Below are 17,554 nucleotides of genomic sequence, written 5' to 3' on the forward strand. Positions count from 1 at the left end.
GGCCCCGGGGCATTTCGCTGTATCGACCAGAGAGGAAGTGACCACATGACGACCACACAGAAGGATATCCTCCACACCAGCACTATGCCGGTTATCGCTCTGCGGGGGCTGACCATTTTCCCCAACGTGCTGATCCATTTTGATGTGGCCAGGGATATCTCCATCAAATCCTTGGAAACTGCTATGACGACCGGCAGCCCTGTGTTCCTGGTGGCCCAAAAGGATATCTCCGTGGAGGTGCCGGACCAGCGCGACCTGTACGTGGTAGGAACCATCTCCAATGTACGCCAGATCCTCCGTATGCCAGGAGACAATGTCCGGGTTATGGTAGAGGGGCAGGCCAGAGGCAAGCTGCTCCGCCTCCTGCGGACCGAGCCCTATCTGGAGGGGGAGATACTGGAACTGCCAGAGGAGGAGCGGACTGGAACAAGCGCCCGGACCGAAGCCCTAATGCGCTCCACCTACGAGCTCTTTCAGCGGTATACGGAGCTGGCCCCTAAGGTATCTCCAGACCTGCTGATCCATGTATTGGCCAGCCAGGACCCAGGCTATATCTCTGACTATATCGCCCAAAACATCCCCATGCGAAACAGCGACAAGCAGACCATCCTGGAGGAGCGGCGGCCCCTGCGCCGCCTGGAGAAGCTGCATCGGCTGCTGGACCGGGAGGTGGAGATACTGGCTCTGGACAACGAGATACAGAGCAAAGCCAGAGAGCAGATGTCCGACCAGCAGCGGGATTACTACCTCAGGGAGCAGATGAAGGCCATCCAGAACGAGCTTGGAGAGGGTGATGGGGCCGACGAGTTCGAGGAGTACCGTCAGAAGATCGCCAAGGCCGCCCTGCCTGATGAGGTGCGGGAGAAGTTGACCAAGGAGTTGAACCGGCTGACCAAGCAGCCCTTCGGATCCTCGGAGGCCACCGTTCTGCGCAGCTATCTGGACGTATGTTTGGAGCTGCCTTGGGGAAAATACACCAAGGAGAAGATCAGCGTCCCGGCTGTCCGCCGGGTGCTGGACCAGGAGCACTACGGCCTGGATAAGGTGAAGGAGCGCATCCTGGAATTTGTGGCAGTCAAGCAGCTGGCCCCGGCGTTGAAAGGACAGGTACTCTGCCTGGTGGGCCCGCCCGGAGTGGGCAAGACCTCCATCGCCATGTCTATGGCAAAGGCTATGAACCGGAAGCTGGCCCGTCTCTCCCTGGGCGGCGTCAGCGATGAGGCGGAGATTCGGGGGCACCGCAAGACCTATGTGGGAGCCATGCCGGGCCGCATCATCACCGCAATCCAGCAGGCGGGCAGCTGCAATCCGCTGATCCTGTTGGACGAGATCGACAAGCTGGGCCGGGACCACCGGGGCGACCCCTCCTCCGCGCTTCTGGAGGTGTTGGACGGAGAACAGAATGCCACCTTCCGGGATAACTTCCTGGAGGTCCCCTTTGACCTGTCTCAAGTCCTGTTTATTACCACCGCGAATACTCTGGATACCATTCCCCGGCCTCTGCTGGATCGGATGGAGGTCATCGAGCTGTCCAGCTACACCGACGAGGAGAAGGTTCAGATTGGGAAAAAGCATCTGCTTCCGAAGGAGATGAAGCGCCACGGCCTGGAAAAGAGCCAGCTGAAGGTATCCGACAGCGCCCTGCGGGAGATCATCTCAGCCTATACCCGGGAATCGGGAGTTCGGGTGCTGGAGCGAATGCTGGCTGCCATCTGCCGCAAAACCGCAATGAGAGTGGTTTCAGATGGCGTAAAGTCGATTCACATTACAGAAAAAGATCTCAAGGAGTATCTGGGGGTCCCACGCTACTACCCCGAGCGGCAGGCCCTGGAAGAGCGGATAGGCGTGGTCAATGGCCTGGCCTGGACCTCTGTGGGCGGCGAGCTGCTGGAGGTGGAGGTGAATGTGGTCCCAGGGGCCGGAAAGGTAGAGCTCACCGGAAATCTGGGAGATGTGATGAAGGAGAGCGCTTACGCCGCACTCAGCTTTATCCGCAGCCAGTCAGACCGGCTGGGGATCCCCGCCGATTTTTATAAGGAGAAGGATATCCACGTCCACTTCCCGGAGGGAGCCGTCCCCAAGGACGGGCCCTCTGCCGGCATCGCCATCACTACCGCCATGGTGTCCGCCCTGACTGGCTGCCCGGTGCGCCGTGGCATCGCCATGACCGGAGAGGTCACCCTCCGCGGCCGTGTCCTGCCCATCGGAGGTTTGAAGGAGAAAACGATGGCCGCCTTCCGAAACGGCATCAAAACGATCATCCTGCCAGCGGACAACGGCAAGGACTTAGAGGAGATCGACCAGACGGTACGGAAGGCTCTCCAGTTTATCCTGGTAGAGCGGGCAGACCAGGTGCTGTCGGCAGCCCTCTCACACCCGCTGCCCTCCGCGGAGGAGCAGAGGGAGCCGTCCGCTCCAGTCCTGGGGACTGCAAAGAGAGCCCCTGGTCCCCGGCTGCGCCAGTGAGGAGGGGATAGGATGCCTGTCAACCTGCAAAAGGCGGAATTTATCCTGTCCGCCGCTTCCGCAAGGGACTTCCGGACCGACGGGCTGCCTCAGGTGGCCTTCGCCGGCCGTTCTAATGTGGGTAAGTCCTCGGTCATCAACCGGCTGTTGGGCCGAAAGAATTTTGCACGGGTGGGTGCCGCCCCGGGCAAGACCATCCACATTAATTACTTTTTGATTGATGGGGGCTTCTACCTGGTGGACCTGCCAGGATATGGCTACGCCAAGGTGTCCAAGAGTGAACGAGACCGGTGGGCGCGGCTGATGGAGTCCTACTTCGCCCATCCGGAGCTGATGACCCTGGGGGTGATGATCGTAGACTCCCGGCATAACCCCACCGCCGATGACTGTACCATGGCCCAATGGTTCCGTGACACAGGCCGGCCCATGGTAGTGGTGGCCAACAAACTGGATAAGCTGAAAAAGAGCGAGATCGGTCCCAACCTCCAGAGGATCCGGGAAACCCTGGAGCTGGACGAGGAGACCATCGTTATCCCCTTTTCGGCTGAGAAGGGGACCGGCAGGGAGGAACTGCTGTCGGCTATCCTGTCCGGCGCCGGAGTGAGCTGAAGGATCCCCGGTATGCCCTGCGGCATACCGGGGATCTTTGTACAGGAGAGACTTTATTCTCTATATTGGGAAACCGCTGTTCACGCCTTGTGTTTTGGCTCCATAGCTGGTATAATATTCTGACACAATTTTCCCAAAAGAGGTGAGCCCATGGAAGCACCCATCTACCACCTGGAAGGGGTGGTGAAGGCCAAGGAAGAAAATATGGAGGACTTCGTGGGCCCGCTGGACCTGATTCTCCATCTTTTGAGCAAGAATAAGATGGAGATCAAGGACATTCAGATATCGCTGATCCTGGACCAGTATCTGGAATGGATGAACAAGCGGAAGGAATTGGACTTGGAGGTGGCCAGTGAGTTTATCACAATGGCCTCTCATCTGATCTATATCAAGACTCGGATGCTCCTGTCCATCCACGATGAAGAGGCACTCAGCGAGGTGGAGCAGCTCATCGCTACACTAGAGGCCCATCAGAGAAATGAAAATTTTTTGAAAATCAAGGAAGTCATCCCTGTGCTGGATACCAGGTTCCACTATGGGCGGGACTATCTGACCAAAGTGCCGGAGCCGGTCCAGCCGGACAGGACCTATCGCTATGTCCATGACAGGGAGGATATTTGGAAGGCTATGACCGCTGTATTGTCCCGGACAGACAACAAACTCCCGCCTCCTGTTTCCGCCTTCCAAGGCATCGTGGGCCGGGAGCCCTACCCCGTGACAGACAAAGCGGGAGAGATCGTCCGGCGGTTGCTCCAGTTCGGCGTTACCCGCTTTCGGGCCCTGTTCAAGGGGAACCGGAGCCGCTCCGAAGTGGTGGCTACTTTCCTGGCAGTGCTGGAACTGTGCAAAGCGCGCCGGGTCAGGTTGGCGGGTACCGAGTCGGACTGTACTGTCACCTGCACCCAGGCGGAGGGGGAGACGCCGGCGGAGTTTACCGCCGACAGCTACTAAGAGGAGGATAGCTCTGTGGAACTGAAGGAATTGGAATCCGCTCTGGAGGGTGTCCTCTTTGCCTCAGGAGAGCCGGTGGCTGTGGAGCGGCTGTGCCTGGGGCTTGAGGTAGACAGGCCCACCCTGGACGCTGTGGCCCAGCGGCTGATGGACCAGTACAGCTATGAGCGGCGGGGAATACGGCTGATCAAGCTGGATACCAGCTATCAGCTGTGCTCCGCGCCGGAGTTCGCCCCCTATATCAGAAAGACGCTGGAGAGCCGCAAGCCGGCCCGCCTGTCGCAGCCCGCCCTGGAGGTACTGGCGATCATCGCCTATTATCAGCCGGTGACCCGTGCTTATGTAGATCAGGTGAGGGGGGTAGACAGCTCCTATACGGTGGGGCTGCTGCTGGAGCGGGAGCTGATTGAGGAGGCGGGCCGCCTGGCTGTCCCCGGACGGCCGCTCCTGTTTCGGACCACCAAGAACTTCCTGCGTTCCTTTGGGTTGTCCAGCCTGGAGGAGCTGCCTGAGCTCCCCGACTCCTCCCAGGAGGGGAGTCAGATGACCCTGGAGCTGGAGGCGGCGGTAGCCAGGCTTAGGGCGGAGGAGGAGCAGGGGGCCGGGCTGCCGGCGGAGGACGGGCCATGAAGCTCCTGTTCACGGTGGCCGCCGTCCTGCTGGCCCTGCTCCTGCTGGGACAGGTCCGGGTGGGCTGTGTCGTGTCCTATCAGCAGGAGGGGCTGTTCCTCTGGCTGCGAACAGGGATTGTCCGAATCAGAGTGCTCCCTTGGAAGCGGAAAAAGAAGGAAAAGCCTGTCCGGGGAAAAAAGATGGGAACGGACCTGACAGAAGAAAAACCTGTCCGCGTGAAGGGCGGGGGGCTGGAGTATGCCAAAAGGCTGCTCCCCATCGCACTGGAGGCGGCGGGACAGTTTCAGAAGAAGCTGAAAATAGATATCCTGGATCTGGAATTGACCATAGGCGGTCAGGACCCTGCGGACGCGGCAATGGCCTATGGATGGGCAAACGGGGCCCTGGGCGCCCTGTGGTATCCCCTGGTAGAGGGGTTCCATATAGTAGATGGCCGGGCTAGGGTCAGGCTGGATCTGGAGGCTCCTGCCGTCAGTCTGCGGGGAAGGGCCTCCTTGTCCCTGAAGCTGGGGCAGATATGCCGGCTGGCGGTGTATTTTGGGATAAAAGCTCTGCGGGCTGTCATGGCGGCGCGTGGGGAACAAAAAGAGCAGAATGTGAGAAAGGCGGCCTGAGGGTATGGAAAAAAAGGACCATCTAAGTGAACTGATGAGCGTCACCATGGAGCACGTGAGGGCCATGGCGGACGCCAACACAATCATTGGCACCCCTATTCAAGCAGATGGAGTTACCCTGATCCCCGTGTCTAGGCTGTCCTTTGGGATAGCGGGCGGCGGGACCGAGTTTTCTACCAAAAAGCAGCCAGCCAGCGATCCGGCCTTCGGTGGGGGCAGCGGAGCCAGTGCTAAACTGGAGCCGGTGGCCTTTCTGATCCTCCGGGGAGGCTCCGTGAAGCTGCTGCCTGTGGCTCCTCCTCCCGCCACTACGGTGGACCGGGTAATTGAAGCGGTGCCCGAGGTAGTGGACAAGGTAACGGACTTTATTGAAAAGCAGCAGGAAAAAAAGGCACAGGAGACGGAGCGGGCGGATTTTGCCGAATAAAGCCAAATTCGCAAAAATTTCCGGGCAACGAAAAAAGTTAGACTGCCATACTATGGTCACCTATGTTTTTGAAGAAGGTGACCGATATGAAACGGATCATGAGTTTGTGTCTGGCGGTGCTGACAGCGGCTGTTGCACCTGCCGCGGCCGCGGCGGCCTCCGGAGCGCCTGGTACCTCCGCCGCCTCGGTAGTCCTGATGGATGGAGAGAGCGGGCGGGTGCTATATGAGCAGAACGCCCATGAGCCGCGTCTTATCGCCAGCATCACCAAGCTGATGACCGCCCTGGTGGCCTTGGAATCAGGCCATGTGTTGGAAGAAGAAGTGACCATCTCCGGGGAGTGGGCCGGGGCTGAGGGCTCCTCCATCTACCTGCGGGCGGGGGAGCGGGTAAGTCTGGAGGCGCTGCTCTACGGGATGCTCCTACGCTCTGGAAACGATGCCGCTTTGGCAGTAGCCGGATACTGCGGCGGTACGGTGGAGCGGTTTGTGGACCGGATGAATCAGAAGGCTCAGGAGCTGGGGATGGCAGATACCCATTTTGCCAATCCCAATGGGCTCAACGCGGAGGGGCATTACTCCTCTGCCTATGATATGGCGCTGCTGGCCCAAGCCTGCCTGAAGAATGATACCTTGGCGCAGATAGTGTCCACCAAATCCATCACCATAGGGACCAGGACATTTACTAACCACAATAAGCTGTTGTGGCAGTATGAGGGCTGTATTGGACTGAAGACAGGATATACCGAGAAGGCAGGGCGCACATTGGTGTCAGCGGCCAGAAGGGAAGGGACTGCGCTGATCTGCGTCACTCTCAGTGACCCCAACGACTGGGCGGACCACACCCGTCTCTTTGACTGGGGTTTCTCCCACTATCGTGCGAAGGAACTGACACGTGCGGGGGAACAGGTCTGTCAGCTCCCGGTGGCGGACAGTCTGATCCCAGTGTGTCCCATATCAGCGGCCGAGGATTGTTCTGTGGCCTTGGCAGAGGGGGAGAAGCTCCAGTATGATATTCTGCTGGACCAGGAACTTCTGACCGCTCCGGTGGAGAGGGGGGCCCCTTTGGGCAGGGTGGTGTTCCGCTTGAAGGGGGAAGAAGTGGCGGATATCCCCCTGGTAGCCGGCGCCGATATCCCGCGGGACAGCGTATCGGTCCGCGGGCTGTGGGACAGGCTGTCGGACCGGTTGGCCCAGCTTTCGGAGAGATAGAGAAAGAGAAAGGCGGACCATGGAAGAACGACTGCAAAAGCTGATATCCTCCTGCGGACTGGCTTCCCGGAGAACGGCGGAGGAGTGGATTTCCTCTGGACGGGTCACAGTGAATGGAGAGAAAGCCCATCTGGGGGATCGAGCGGACCTGGACCGGGATCAGGTGCTGGTGGATGGCAAAAGGCTGCGCCCCGGGGGAGCACGGACCTACCTGATGCTCAATAAGCCCCGCGGCTATGTGTCCACCCTCTCTGACGAGCAGGGGAGAAAGACCGTGGCGGATCTGGTGTCCGGTTGCGGCGCGCGAGTGTGGCCCATCGGTCGGCTAGACCTGGATTCGGAAGGGCTGCTCCTTCTGACCGATAACGGGGAGATCACCCACAGGCTCCTCCATCCCAGCCACGAGGTTGAAAAAGAATATCTGGTCTGGGTGACTGGAAATGTAGAGAAAGCCCTGCCCATTCTTTCCGGCCCAATGGTGTTGGACGGGGAGAAGCTGGCTCCCGCCCAAGTTCGGCGGGGGCGGACCAGCGGAGGGGTGTCGCAGATGTCTGTCGTCATCCACCAGGGAAAAAACAGGCAGGTGCGCCGGATGTGTGCCCAGGCAGGACTCAATGTGCTGCGGCTGAAGCGGATTCGGGAGGGGGCGCTGCACCTGGACAGGACACTGGCCCCCGGAACATGGCGTAGGCTGACGGAGCAGGAGGTGCTCCTGCTGACGGGAGAAGAAACTACAGATAATTGAACAAGCTGCTCGGCGCTTTTTGCAAGAAAAAATGAATTTCTTGCAAAAAGCGCTTGCATTTTTGCAGGAAAACGGGTATGATAATCCATGAAAGGCGTGTACGCTTTGACTGACGTATAGTATCAGAGGGGTTTCTACATAAACGGGAGATGAGAACCATATGAATCGTGACATTTTGGCCCTGATACAGGAGAATATGCATACCTTTTCCAAGGGACAGAAGCGGATCGCTAGCTTTATCCTGGAGTCCTATGATAAGGCTGCCTTTATGACAGCCAGCAAGCTGGGCAAGAAGGTGAATGTGAGTGAGTCTACCGTGGTCCGGTTTGCTGCTGAGTTGGGCTATGATGGATACCCGGATATGCAGCGGTCGCTGCAAAAGATGATCCGTAACCGGCTGACATCCGTTCAGCGGATTGAGGTGACCAATGATCGGCTGGGCGACCAGGATCTGCTGTCTATGGTTCTGCAATCTGACATCGAGAAGATACGTCTTACCCTGGAGGAGCTGGACAGGGACAGCTTTGAGAAGGCTGTTGACGCCATCGTGTCTGCCCGGAAGCTCTACATCATCGGTGTCCGGTCCTGCGCGGCCATGGCAACCTTCATGTCCTTCTATTTCAATTTGATTTTCGATAATGTAGTCAAGGTATCCGCCACTACAGCCAGCGAGGTCTTTGAGAGCCTCCTACGAGTGGGGGAGGGGGATGTGGTTATCGGCGTCAGCTTTCCCCGGTATTCCAGCCGCACGGTTCAGGCGATGAACTTTGCACGGAGCCGGGGGGCAACTACCATCGCCATTACAGACAGCGAGGTATCCCCCCTGTCGCCCATCTCCACCTACACACTGAAGGCGCGTAGTGATATGGCCTCCTTTGTCGATTCTCTGGTGGCGCCCCTCTCACTGATTAACGCCCTGCTGGTGGCGGTGAGCCGGAAGAAAAATGACGACCTGGCCAATACCTTTGAGGACCTGGAGAAAATCTGGGAGGAGTACGGCGTCTATGAGAAGGTGCAGGAGTGAGCGGTACCCATTATGATCTGATTGTGGTGGGCGGTGGGGCCGCGGGTATGATGGCGGCCATCACCGCCGCCCGTCTGGGGGCAGAGGTCTGCCTGTTGGAGCGCAACCCCAAAGTGGGCCGGAAACTGTATATCACTGGCAAGGGCCGGTGTAATGTGACCAATCACTGTACGCCGGAGGAGGCACTAGCCGCCACGACCAGGAATGGACGTTTTCTATACAGCTCTATAAGCCGCACCACACCCGCCAATGTAGAGGAATTTTTTACCGGACTGGGCGTGGAACTGAAGGTGGAGCGTGGGAATCGGGTATTCCCGCGGTCGGATAGGGCTTCGGATATCATCGACGCCTTATTCCAGGAGTTAAAACGGCTGAAGGTTCCGGTGATCCATGAGCGAGCTTCTGAAATCAGTATTCAGGATGGCGCGGTGCGCGCCGTGGAAGTGAGAAAAGATAAGGGCAGGACTGGGTTTGGCTGTAAAGCGGTCATCCTTGCTACGGGAGGCGTTTCCTATCCCGCCACTGGCTCCACTGGGGACGGGTATCGGATGGCGGAGGCATTGGGCCACACCATTGTGGAGCCGTGTCCCTCGCTGGTTCCGCTGGTGTCCCCAGACCCCTGCTGCGGACAGATGCAGGGACTGACTCTAAAAAATGTTCAGTTGACGGTCCGGGGACAAAAGGGTAAGATAGTATACCGTGAGCAGGGTGAGCTTTTGTTCACCCACTTTGGCCTGTCCGGTCCGCTGGTGCTGTCAGCCAGTGCTCATATGCGGGATTTTGAGAGAGTTAAGTATGTCTGCTCCATCGACTTAAAGCCAGCACTGGACGAGTCCGTTTTGGATGCCCGCCTGCTGCGGGAGCTGGGGGAAAACGCCAACAGAGATATGGGCAATTTATTAGGCAGCCTGGTCCCAAAGGCGATGATCCCTGTCCTGCTGGCGCGTGCCGGCATCCCAGGGGACAAAAAGGCCCACAATGTGACCCGTGAGGAGCGCCGCCGCCTGTTAGAAGCGCTGAAACATTTTACAGTACCCGTGTCCGGACCACGGCCTATTGAGGAGGCCATCATCACCTCCGGCGGTATCAAGGTGGGCGAAGTAGACCCAAAGACCATGCAGTCCAAAAAGGTGCCTGGCCTGTTTTTTGCCGGGGAGCTGCTGGATGTGGACGCCTATACCGGCGGCTTCAACCTCCAGATCGCATGGGCTACCGGACGGGCGGCGGGGGAAGGGGCAGTGGAGTTTATAGGGGCCGGATAAGGGGGACGCACATCTCGCACAGGTGCCGGGCGATCATCGGGGCGGCGTACCGCTCGATGATGGGGCGCCTCCAGTCGGCCGGCAGGCCCTGGGTCAGGACAGGCAGGTCTTTCCAGAAGGAGAGAATGTCGGCCTCTGTGTGGGGCACTTCAAAGACGGCATAGAGGCCGTCCTCCAAGGTCCTTGTTTCCAGACTGGTGGACTGTCCCCGGCGGAGGACCAGACCCAGATCATATCGGAGCTTTTCTGCCGCCACACGGGCGGGATCGTCCAGGGCGATGCCAAAAATGACAGACTGGTCGTCCAATAGCTGCTCCCGGTCTAAGGTTTGCTTAAAGTTCTCCATAAAATGCCTGTTGTGCTGGCCGTATGGGCCGATGCTCCTTTGATATGCCAGGGTAATGTTCTCAAATCTCTCCTGTATCATAGGGCCTCCATATTGTAATAAAATTACGGTGATTTAGGTATAGTATCCCGAATTAAAAGAAATTTCAAGAACTTTTTTAATTTGTTCTATGGAAACCACAAAAGTGTTTGGAGCGGTTGTATGAAGTGTGTCAGCATTGCTATCGACGGCCCCGCCGGGGCCGGTAAGAGCACCCTGGCCCGAAAGACGGCCAGGGAGCTGGGCTTTTTATATGTAGATACCGGGGCCATCTACCGCACGGTGGCCCTGAAGGTCCTCCGGGCGGGTGCGGATCCGACCGAAGAGAGCCAGGTGATCCCCCTGCTGAATGGGCTGGATATTTCTATGGACTATGGCCCAGACGGGGAGCAGCGGATGTTTCTGGAGGGCGAGGATGTGTCCAAAGCGATCCGGGAACATCAGATCTCCGGACTGGCTTCTAAGGTATCCGCTATCCCGGCAGTACGGGACTTCTTGTTGGAATTTCAGCGCACTCAAGCCCGTGAGCACAATGTGGTCATGGACGGCCGGGATATCGGAACCGTCGTGCTGCCTCAGGCAGATGTGAAAATATTTCTCACTGCGGCACCGGAGTCCCGTGCCCGCCGCCGTCTCTTGGAGCTGGAAGGGCGGGGGCAAAAGACTGATTTTGAAACTGTCCTGCGAGATATTGTCCAGCGGGATGAACAGGACCGGAATCGCCCGATTGCACCGCTGCGCCAGGCGGAGGACGCAGTCCTTCTGGACACCACCCGGCTGAATTTAGAGGAGAGTTTGGCGGCCATGCTTTCCTTGATAAAGGAGAAGATTCATCTGTGAGCGAAGAATCGGTGAAAGAACCCCAGGAAAAGAATGAGCTCCAGCGCAAAAGCCTAGACAGATACTTTTCCTTTTTATACGCCGTCATCTGGCCCTTCTTTAACCTCTTCCGCCCAATCCGGGCGGTTGGACGGGAGAATATTCCGAAGGGCCCGGCAGTCATCTGTCCCAATCATACCACCGCGGGGGACCCTTTTTATGTCGTCTTTGCTTTTGGACATAAATGTCCCATGCGGGCCATGGCCAAGATACAGATCATGCGTGTCCCATTTGTCGGCTGGATATTGTCCAAGGCCGGCGTCTTTGGGGTGGACCGGGGAAACAATGATATGAAGGCAGTGAAGACAGCCTTGAAATTCTTAAAGGGCGGGGATAAGCTGCTGATGTTCCCGGAAGGGACCAGAGTTCACGAAGGGGAAAACGTGTCGGTCAAGACGGGTGCCGCCCTCTTCGCAACCCGAGCCGGTGTCCCCCTGCTGCCGGTGTACATACAGCGGAAGAAGCGGCTGTTCCGACCGAATACTGTGGTCATCGGACAGCCCTATTATCCCAAGTATGAGGGCCGTAAACCTACGGCGGAGGAGCTCCAGTCGATTGCCCAGGAAGTGATGAACCGGGTGCAGGCCCTGGGGGAGGGGATCGGATGAAGCTGGAATTGGCCAGGAGTGCTGGCTTCTGCTATGGTGTACGGCGGGCCGTGGAGCTTGCGGAGCAGGCTGCCGCACAGGGCACGCCCTGCGTTATGCTGGGCTCCATTATCCATAACCAGGCGGTGATCGGCCGGTTGGCGGAGCAGGGCCTTCGTTCGGTGAAAACACCGGAGGAGGTGCCGGATGGCGCGTCGGTCATTATCCGCTCCCACGGCGAGAGCCGCGCGGTTTACAAAACGCTGGAGAGTCGGGGCGCCCAGATCTTGGATGCCACCTGCCCCAATGTGACCCGAATCCATGAGATCGTGCGCCAGGCGGAGGAGCAAGGGAGAAGGCCCGTAATCGTAGGGACTCCTGACCATCCGGAAGTGACGGCTATCGCTGGCTGGTGTCGGGAACCAGTTGTGGTATCGGGGGCAGAGGCATTGGAAAAATGGCTGTTAGAGGCTCCGGACCGGCGAAACCTGCCTATCACTTTGGTATCGCAAACCACATCTACCAGGAAAATTTGGGACGACTGCGTGAAAAAAGCAAAAAAAGAGTGTACAAACGCAGAATTTTTTGATACAATATGTGGAGCGACGTCCAAACGCCAGGAAGAGGCCCGTCAGTTGGCTGAAAAATGCAGCATGATGGTGGTCATAGGCGACAGTCAAAGCTCCAATACGAAGCGGCTTGCGGAGCTTTGCCGGGAGGTTTGTCCCCGCGTTCAGCTGATTGAGAGCGCGGAGGAGCTGGATCTTACCGGGCTGCCCCAGGCGGATATGGTCGGCATCACGGCGGGCGCGTCCACGCCCGCGTGGATAATAAAGGAGGTCTATGACAAAATGAGCGAAGAAATCATGGAGATCGAGCAATCCTTTGCGGAGATGCTGGAGGAGTCGATCAAGCCTATAAATAATGGAGATAAGGTCACGGGCATAGTGGATTCTATTACCCCCACTGAGATCCAAGTCGACTTGGGCTTTAAGTATCCCGGCTATATCCCCTTGGCTGAGTTGAGCGACGACCCCACCGTCAAGCCTGAGGACCTGGTGAAGGTAGGCGACGAAATCGAAGCCTATGTGATGCAGGTCAGCGACCGGGACTGCCAGGTCAAGCTGTCCAAGAAGCGCCTGGATATGGTCAAGGGCTGGGAGGAGATCGAGGCCGCCAGCGAGAACGAGACAGTGGTTGAGGGCTTTGTGACTGAGGACAACAAGGGCGGTGTGGTTGTTTCCGTCAAGGGCATCCGCGTCTTTGTGCCCGCCTCCCAGACGGGCCTGCCGCGGGAGACTCCCATGGCTGAACTGCTGAAGCACAAGGTCCGTCTGGTCATTACAGAGGTCAACCGGGCCCGCCGCCGTGTAGTGGGCTCCATCAGCAAGGTGCAGCGCGCCGAGCGGGCTGCCGCCGCGGAGAAGGTGTGGGCCGAGATCGAGGACGGCAAGCGCTATACCGGCACGGTGAAGTCCCTGACTTCCTACGGCGCCTTTGTAGATATTGGCGGCGTGGACGGCATGGTCCACATCTCCGAGCTGTCTTGGAGCCGCATTAAGCACCCCTCTGAGGTAGTAAAGGTGGGCGATACCGTAGAGGTGTACGTCATCTCCGCCGACAAGGAGAAGAAGAAGATCTCCTTGGGCATGAAGGACCACAGCCAGGATCCCTGGACCGTATTTACTTCTACCTACCAGGTGGGGGACACCGCTAATGTGCGCATCGTCAAGCTGATGACCTTCGGTGCCTTTGCCGAGGTAGTTCCCGGTGTGGACGGACTGATCCACATCTCCCAGATCGCAGACCACCGCATCGAGAAGCCCGGCGACGTACTGGCTGAGGGCGATAAGGTGGACGTGAAGATCACCGATGTGGACATGGAGAACAAGAAGATCTCCCTCTCCATCCGTGCCCTGCTGGAGCCCGCTGTGGAGGAAGATAGCGCCGAGGAAGCTCCTGCCGAAACCGAGGAGTAATTTTGATTTAAAAACGGCCCTGGTCTTTTTGACCAAGGGCCGTTTCCTATATGATGTAAAAAATGACAAAATTTTAAAATCATTAGGGGTTTTGCTTGCGTAAAGCCGTTTAAATTGCTATAATTAGTGTGAAAATAGAGGCAAGGACGGGGTCATGATCGGTATGGAGGTGTAAAAGTTGTACCAGATTGGGGATAAAGTCGTCCACCCAATGTACGGAGCAGGCGTTTTAGAGAGTATCGTCCAGAGAAAAATTGACGGTGTAGAGCGAGATTATTACATGATGAAGCTCCCCAATCGGTCCATGGTGGTTATGATCCCCACAGAACATAGCGAGGATATCGGCGTCCGACCAGTAGTGGACGCGAATCAGGCCGATCAGGTTATGGCGGCGATTCCTTCCATCCAGGCGGAGATGACCTCAAATTGGAACCGCCGTTACCGAGAGAATATGGAGCGCCTGAAAAGCGGTGATCTCTTTCAGGTCGCTTGGGTCATCAAGGGGCTCACGGCCAGGGACCACTCGAGGGGGCTGTCCACTGGGGAGCGGAAAATGCTTCACTCGGCTCGGCAGATGCTGATCTCCGAGATCGTGCTCTCCAAGAGTCTAAGCTACGAGACAGTGGAGGAGCAGTTGGATACAGCGCTGGCATAGTTTGTCCTGCCCAGACATAGTGATTGATAAAAGCTGACCTGAAAAGGAGCCCACCGGCTCCTTTTTTGTGTAGGAGGTCCCTAAGATGCTGGAAGTATTGCGAAAATTAGCGAAGAAGAAGGCTCATCCCCCAATCTGTTCCGCTGTGATTGTGGCGGCGGGCTCCGCCCGTAGGATGGAGGGGATAGACAAGGTATTGGCGCCTTTGGGGGAACTGCCCGTCTTGGTGCACACGATCTATTCCTTTCAGGACTGCCCCCGGTTTGATGAGATCGTGGTGGTCACGAGAGAGGACCTGCTGGTTGAAGTCAGCCGGATCTGCAAAGACTTCCAACTGGATAAAGTGTCCAAAGTGGTGGTAGGGGGCAGAGAGAGGACCGACTCCGTGCTGGCTGGGCTCAGGGAGGTGCGTCCGGATGCGGACCTTATCGCAATCCACGACGGCGCCCGCCCACTGGCCCCCCAGCAGGTGCTGGAGGAGGTGGTGGAGCGGGCGGCGGAAACGGGAGCAGCCGCCCCCGCTATACCGGTCACAGATACAGTAAAGAGAGCTAGAGAGGGACTGATAGAGGAAACCGTAGACCGCTCAGAGCTTTGGACGGTTCAGACGCCCCAAGTCTTTGAAGCCGGGCTGATCCGGGCCGCGGTGGAGAAGGCGGCGGTTGACGGGGAAAGCCTGACAGACGAATGTGGGGCGGTAGAGCGGCTGGGGATGAAGGTGTCCCTGACCACTGGAAGCAAGGAAAATATTAAGATCACCACCCCCTTTGACCTAATATTGGGGGAGGCTATCCTGGAAGCGAGAGTGAGGGGAGAGCTATGAAGATGCGGGTCGGGCACGGATACGATGTCCACCGGCTGGTAGAGGGGCGCAGGCTCATCCTGGGCGGGGTAGAGATATCCTGGGAAAAGGGATTGCTGGGCCACTCAGACGCGGACGTACTGACCCACGCGGTGATGGACGCGCTTCTGGGAGCGGCAGGACTTGGGGACATCGGCACACATTTTCCCGATACAGACTCCGCCTACGCCGGGGCGGACAGCATAAAACTGCTGGAGAGAGTAATCGCCCTGCTGGACCACCGGGGCTGGAAGGTGGGGAATATCGACGCCACCATCCTGGCTCAACGGCCTAAGCTGGCATCCCATATTCCGCAGATGCGGGAGCGGCTGGCCAGAGCTATGGGAGTGTCCCCGGAGCAGGTCAATCTAAAGGCTACCACGGAAGAAGGCCTCGGCTTTACTGGCTCCGGTGAGGGGATGGCGGCGCACGCAGTAGTGCTGATTTGGAAAGATTGAACGGCAAGCACGAACGCTGCAAATAGTTCGACTCCGGCAAGTATCAGGGGGGGCCATTTTCGCCTGGCGTATGGCGAAAATGGAGATATGAGCTGTTTGACCATTGTAAAGAGAAAGCAAGTCTGCGGTGTCACCGCCTGAAAAAGAGCATACAATGGAGATGAGAGGGGAACGCAGGCTCCCCTCCCAGCTATTTCCGAGGGGCGGCCGACAGACTGTCCCGAGAAAGGAACCAAGTCATGCTCTATTATCTCATTGTATGCCGCTCTCTGACCTACGCACAGCGGACAGCCGCCGCCCTGGAGCGGGCGGGCATCACGGCGCGGATTCTCCGCTCGCCAAAGAGCGTGGCGGGGGAGGGGTGCAGCCACTCGGTCAAGATATCCCAACGCAGTCTGCCTGACGCCCTTCGGGTCCTCCAGCGGACGAATCTTGAGCCAAAGCGTATCTATATCACCGCCGGGGACGGCAGCTATCAGGAGGTGGAGCTGTGATCTATCTGGACAGCGCGGCCACCACCCTGCAGAAGCCGCCCTCTGTGGCTCGCGCCACCGCACACGCCATTGACCACTTGGCCAGCCCTGGACGGGGAGGACATCGGCCGGCTATGGCTGCCGCCGATACTGCCTTCGCCTGTCGGGAGGAGGCGGCTGCCCTCTTTCATGTGCCCAGCGTCGATCAGGTGGTTTTTACGTTTAACGCTACCCATGGACTTAATATCGCCATAAAAACCCTGGTCCATCCTGGGGACAGAGTGGTGATCTCCGGCTATGAGCACAACGCGGTCACCCGGCCGCTCCACGCGATTCCGGAGGTGGAAATTTTGGTGGCCCGATCGCCTCTCTTTGACAGGCAGGGAATGATAGACTCCTTCCGCCGGTGTCTGGACCAGGGAGCGGACGCGGCTATATGTACCCATGTATCCAATGTATTCGGTTTTATCCTCCCAATCCAGGAGATCGCGGAGCTGTGCCGGCAGCGGGAAGTGCCTCTGATTGTTGACGCCTCACAGTCCGCAGGCGTCCTGCCGCTGGATATCCAGGAACTGGGCGCCGCCTTTGTAGCGATGCCGGGCCATAAGGGGCTCTACGGCCCACAGGGCACCGGCCTGCTGCTCTGCAACCGTGACCCGACTCCGATTCTAGAGGGCGGGACAGGAAGTGAATCCTTGAAGCAGTCCATGCCCCAGTTCCTGCCTGACCGCCTAGAGGCGGGGACCCACAACATTGCCGGTGTGGCCGGCCTGCTGGAGGGCCTGCGTTTTTTGCGCCGCCGGGACGTACGGTGGATTGCGGGACATGAGAGCCGGCTGATCCAGCGGATGGGTAACGGGCTGTCCAGATTGCCGGGTGTGGAGGTGTTCCAGGCGTCTATGCCCAAGGCGCAGTCCGGTGTGCTCTCCTTTCGAATTAAGGGAAGGGACTGTGAGGACGTAGGTGAGGCGCTGGGGGACCGAGGATTTGCGCTCAGAGCCGGCCTGCACTGTGCCCCGGAGGCACACCGCACCGCTGGGACTCTGGAAACAGGGACCGTCCGTGCCAGTGTATCTGCCTTTAACACCGAGATGGAAATTGACCGCTTTCTGCGGGCAATTGGAGATATGGTCAGACGTTGAATCATGAAAAAAACGCTTTGAAGTGGGACTCAGGCGAATGAGCTCCGTTTTGAAGCGTTTTTTTCGCCGGAAAAACGGGTAAAAAAGTAACAAAGAAAATTAAAAGAAAATTCATGAATTTTTCTCCGGGAACGCCCCCTTTCGTGTTGCCAACCGGGCGGGAATATCGTATAATAACAAAATAGGAAAATTGCGGCCGGGTATGCGAAGACA

Annotated in this window: 19 protein-coding genes; 18 read left to right on the forward strand and 1 reads right to left on the reverse strand. The window is 57.9% G+C overall.

The genetic code is table 11. From position 1 onward, the window contains the following. The first annotated feature begins 45 nt into the window (after positions 1-45). The 10 genes from lon (at position 46) to WKS99_RS07640 (ending at position 9,942) form a co-directional block, all read left to right on the forward strand. Entirely contained in the window at positions 46-2,466 is a 2,421-nt protein-coding gene (gene lon / locus WKS99_RS07595; RefSeq protein WP_340405681.1) for an endopeptidase La, read from the forward strand. A 12-nt stretch (positions 2,467-2,478) separates the two neighbouring features. Then, positions 2,479-3,075 (forward strand): ribosome biogenesis GTP-binding protein YihA/YsxC, encoded by a 597-nt coding sequence (gene yihA, locus WKS99_RS07600; protein ID WP_147572244.1) that lies wholly within the window; start codon positions 2,479-2,481, stop codon positions 3,073-3,075. A 150-nt stretch (positions 3,076-3,225) separates the two neighbouring features. Beyond that, positions 3,226-4,026, forward strand: a complete 801-nt coding sequence (locus WKS99_RS07605) for a segregation and condensation protein A (protein ID WP_147572245.1) — start codon at positions 3,226-3,228, stop codon at positions 4,024-4,026. 15 nt (positions 4,027-4,041) lie between these two features. Next, positions 4,042-4,656: an SMC-Scp complex subunit ScpB gene (scpB, locus tag WKS99_RS07610; protein ID WP_147572246.1), complete on the forward strand. Its 615-nt coding sequence runs from the start codon at positions 4,042-4,044 to the stop codon at positions 4,654-4,656. After that, positions 4,653-5,273, forward strand: a complete 621-nt coding sequence (locus tag WKS99_RS07615) for a DUF2953 domain-containing protein (RefSeq protein ID WP_340405682.1) — start codon at positions 4,653-4,655, stop codon at positions 5,271-5,273. The genes scpB and WKS99_RS07615 overlap by 4 nt, the downstream gene beginning before the upstream one ends. Before the next feature lie 4 nt (positions 5,274-5,277). Next, positions 5,278-5,700, forward strand: a complete 423-nt coding sequence (locus tag WKS99_RS07620) for a GerW family sporulation protein (RefSeq protein WP_147572248.1) — start codon at positions 5,278-5,280, stop codon at positions 5,698-5,700. 86 nt (positions 5,701-5,786) lie between these two features. Continuing rightward, positions 5,787-6,911 (forward strand): D-alanyl-D-alanine carboxypeptidase family protein, encoded by a 1,125-nt coding sequence (locus tag WKS99_RS07625; RefSeq protein WP_147572249.1) that lies wholly within the window; start codon positions 5,787-5,789, stop codon positions 6,909-6,911. Between the two features lie 19 nt (positions 6,912-6,930). Next, entirely contained in the window at positions 6,931-7,656 is a 726-nt protein-coding gene (locus WKS99_RS07630) for a pseudouridine synthase (RefSeq protein WP_147572250.1), read from the forward strand. 160 nt (positions 7,657-7,816) lie between these two features. Then, complete coding sequence (locus WKS99_RS07635; protein ID WP_147572251.1) at positions 7,817-8,680, forward strand: MurR/RpiR family transcriptional regulator; 864 nt, start codon at positions 7,817-7,819, stop codon at positions 8,678-8,680. A gap of 47 nt (positions 8,681-8,727) precedes the next feature. Next, on the forward strand, positions 8,728-9,942 hold the full coding sequence (locus WKS99_RS07640) for an NAD(P)/FAD-dependent oxidoreductase (RefSeq protein WP_445297953.1): 1,215 nt from the start codon (positions 8,728-8,730) through the stop codon (positions 9,940-9,942). Here the strand turns inward: WKS99_RS07640 and WKS99_RS07645 are convergent. Continuing rightward, positions 9,926-10,369, reverse strand: coding sequence for a GyrI-like domain-containing protein (locus tag WKS99_RS07645; protein WP_340405684.1), 444 nt, complete (start codon positions 10,367-10,369; stop codon positions 9,926-9,928). The genes WKS99_RS07640 and WKS99_RS07645 overlap by 17 nt on opposite strands. A 120-nt stretch (positions 10,370-10,489) precedes the next feature. Here WKS99_RS07645 and cmk point away from each other — a divergent pair, with 120 nt between their 5' ends. From cmk to WKS99_RS07685, 8 genes are all read left to right on the forward strand, one after another. Further along, complete coding sequence (gene cmk / locus WKS99_RS07650) at positions 10,490-11,167, forward strand: (d)CMP kinase (protein WP_147572254.1); 678 nt, start codon at positions 10,490-10,492, stop codon at positions 11,165-11,167. Then, on the forward strand, positions 11,164-11,814 hold the full coding sequence (locus WKS99_RS07655) for a lysophospholipid acyltransferase family protein (protein WP_240287764.1): 651 nt from the start codon (positions 11,164-11,166) through the stop codon (positions 11,812-11,814). Before cmk ends, WKS99_RS07655 begins: the two co-directional genes overlap by 4 nt. Beyond that, positions 11,811-13,772, forward strand: coding sequence for a bifunctional 4-hydroxy-3-methylbut-2-enyl diphosphate reductase/30S ribosomal protein S1 (locus WKS99_RS07660; protein WP_186852516.1), 1,962 nt, complete (start codon positions 11,811-11,813; stop codon positions 13,770-13,772). Before WKS99_RS07655 ends, WKS99_RS07660 begins: the two co-directional genes overlap by 4 nt. A gap of 178 nt (positions 13,773-13,950) precedes the next feature. Next, on the forward strand, positions 13,951-14,427 hold the full coding sequence (locus tag WKS99_RS07665) for a CarD family transcriptional regulator (protein WP_147572256.1): 477 nt from the start codon (positions 13,951-13,953) through the stop codon (positions 14,425-14,427). 85 nt (positions 14,428-14,512) lie between these two features. Further along, positions 14,513-15,250, forward strand: coding sequence for a 2-C-methyl-D-erythritol 4-phosphate cytidylyltransferase (gene ispD, locus WKS99_RS07670; RefSeq protein ID WP_147572257.1), 738 nt, complete (start codon positions 14,513-14,515; stop codon positions 15,248-15,250). Positions 15,251-15,252: 2 nt separating this feature from the next. Beyond that, on the forward strand, positions 15,253-15,726 hold the full coding sequence (gene ispF / locus WKS99_RS07675) for a 2-C-methyl-D-erythritol 2,4-cyclodiphosphate synthase (protein ID WP_262669809.1): 474 nt from the start codon (positions 15,253-15,255) through the stop codon (positions 15,724-15,726). A 239-nt stretch (positions 15,727-15,965) separates the two neighbouring features. After that, the gene (locus WKS99_RS07680; RefSeq protein WP_147572258.1) at positions 15,966-16,220 is read left to right on the forward strand and encodes a DUF3343 domain-containing protein; all 255 of its coding nucleotides are present in this window, start codon (positions 15,966-15,968) and stop codon (positions 16,218-16,220) included. Next, positions 16,217-17,341: an aminotransferase class V-fold PLP-dependent enzyme gene (locus WKS99_RS07685; protein ID WP_340405685.1), complete on the forward strand. Its 1,125-nt coding sequence runs from the start codon at positions 16,217-16,219 to the stop codon at positions 17,339-17,341. Before WKS99_RS07680 ends, WKS99_RS07685 begins: the two co-directional genes overlap by 4 nt. Positions 17,342-17,554 lie beyond the last annotated feature (213 nt).

Source organism: Flintibacter sp. HCN-6482 (assembly GCF_037892565.1).
Classification (GTDB): Bacteria; Bacillota; Clostridia; order Oscillospirales; family Oscillospiraceae; genus Lawsonibacter; species Lawsonibacter aceti.

What these genes read in the sequence shown, in the direction of transcription:
- WKS99_RS07625 (WP_147572249.1), top strand. Translation starts at nt 5,787, where the DNA reads ATGAAACGGATCATGAGTTTGTGTCTGGCGGTGCTGACAGCGGCTGTT.
- WKS99_RS07605 (WP_147572245.1), top strand. Translation starts at nt 3,226, where the DNA reads ATGGAAGCACCCATCTACCACCTGGAAGGGGTGGTGAAGGCCAAGGAA.
- WKS99_RS07620 (WP_147572248.1), top strand. Translation starts at nt 5,278, where the DNA reads ATGGAAAAAAAGGACCATCTAAGTGAACTGATGAGCGTCACCATGGAG.
- lon (WP_340405681.1), top strand. Translation starts at nt 46, where the DNA reads ATGACGACCACACAGAAGGATATCCTCCACACCAGCACTATGCCGGTT.
- cmk (WP_147572254.1), top strand. Translation starts at nt 10,490, where the DNA reads ATGAAGTGTGTCAGCATTGCTATCGACGGCCCCGCCGGGGCCGGTAAG.
- WKS99_RS07635 (WP_147572251.1), top strand. Translation starts at nt 7,817, where the DNA reads ATGAATCGTGACATTTTGGCCCTGATACAGGAGAATATGCATACCTTT.
- WKS99_RS07640 (WP_445297953.1), top strand. Translation starts at nt 8,728, where the DNA reads ATGATGGCGGCCATCACCGCCGCCCGTCTGGGGGCAGAGGTCTGCCTG.
- yihA (WP_147572244.1), top strand. Translation starts at nt 2,479, where the DNA reads ATGCCTGTCAACCTGCAAAAGGCGGAATTTATCCTGTCCGCCGCTTCC.
- ispD (WP_147572257.1), top strand. Translation starts at nt 14,513, where the DNA reads ATGCTGGAAGTATTGCGAAAATTAGCGAAGAAGAAGGCTCATCCCCCA.
- WKS99_RS07660 (WP_186852516.1), top strand. Translation starts at nt 11,811, where the DNA reads ATGAAGCTGGAATTGGCCAGGAGTGCTGGCTTCTGCTATGGTGTACGG.
- WKS99_RS07615 (WP_340405682.1), top strand. Translation starts at nt 4,653, where the DNA reads ATGAAGCTCCTGTTCACGGTGGCCGCCGTCCTGCTGGCCCTGCTCCTG.
- WKS99_RS07680 (WP_147572258.1), top strand. Translation starts at nt 15,966, where the DNA reads ATGCTCTATTATCTCATTGTATGCCGCTCTCTGACCTACGCACAGCGG.
- WKS99_RS07630 (WP_147572250.1), top strand. Translation starts at nt 6,931, where the DNA reads ATGGAAGAACGACTGCAAAAGCTGATATCCTCCTGCGGACTGGCTTCC.
- WKS99_RS07645 (WP_340405684.1), bottom strand. Translation starts at nt 10,369, where the DNA reads ATGATACAGGAGAGATTTGAGAACATTACCCTGGCATATCAAAGGAGC.
- ispF (WP_262669809.1), top strand. Translation starts at nt 15,253, where the DNA reads ATGCGGGTCGGGCACGGATACGATGTCCACCGGCTGGTAGAGGGGCGC.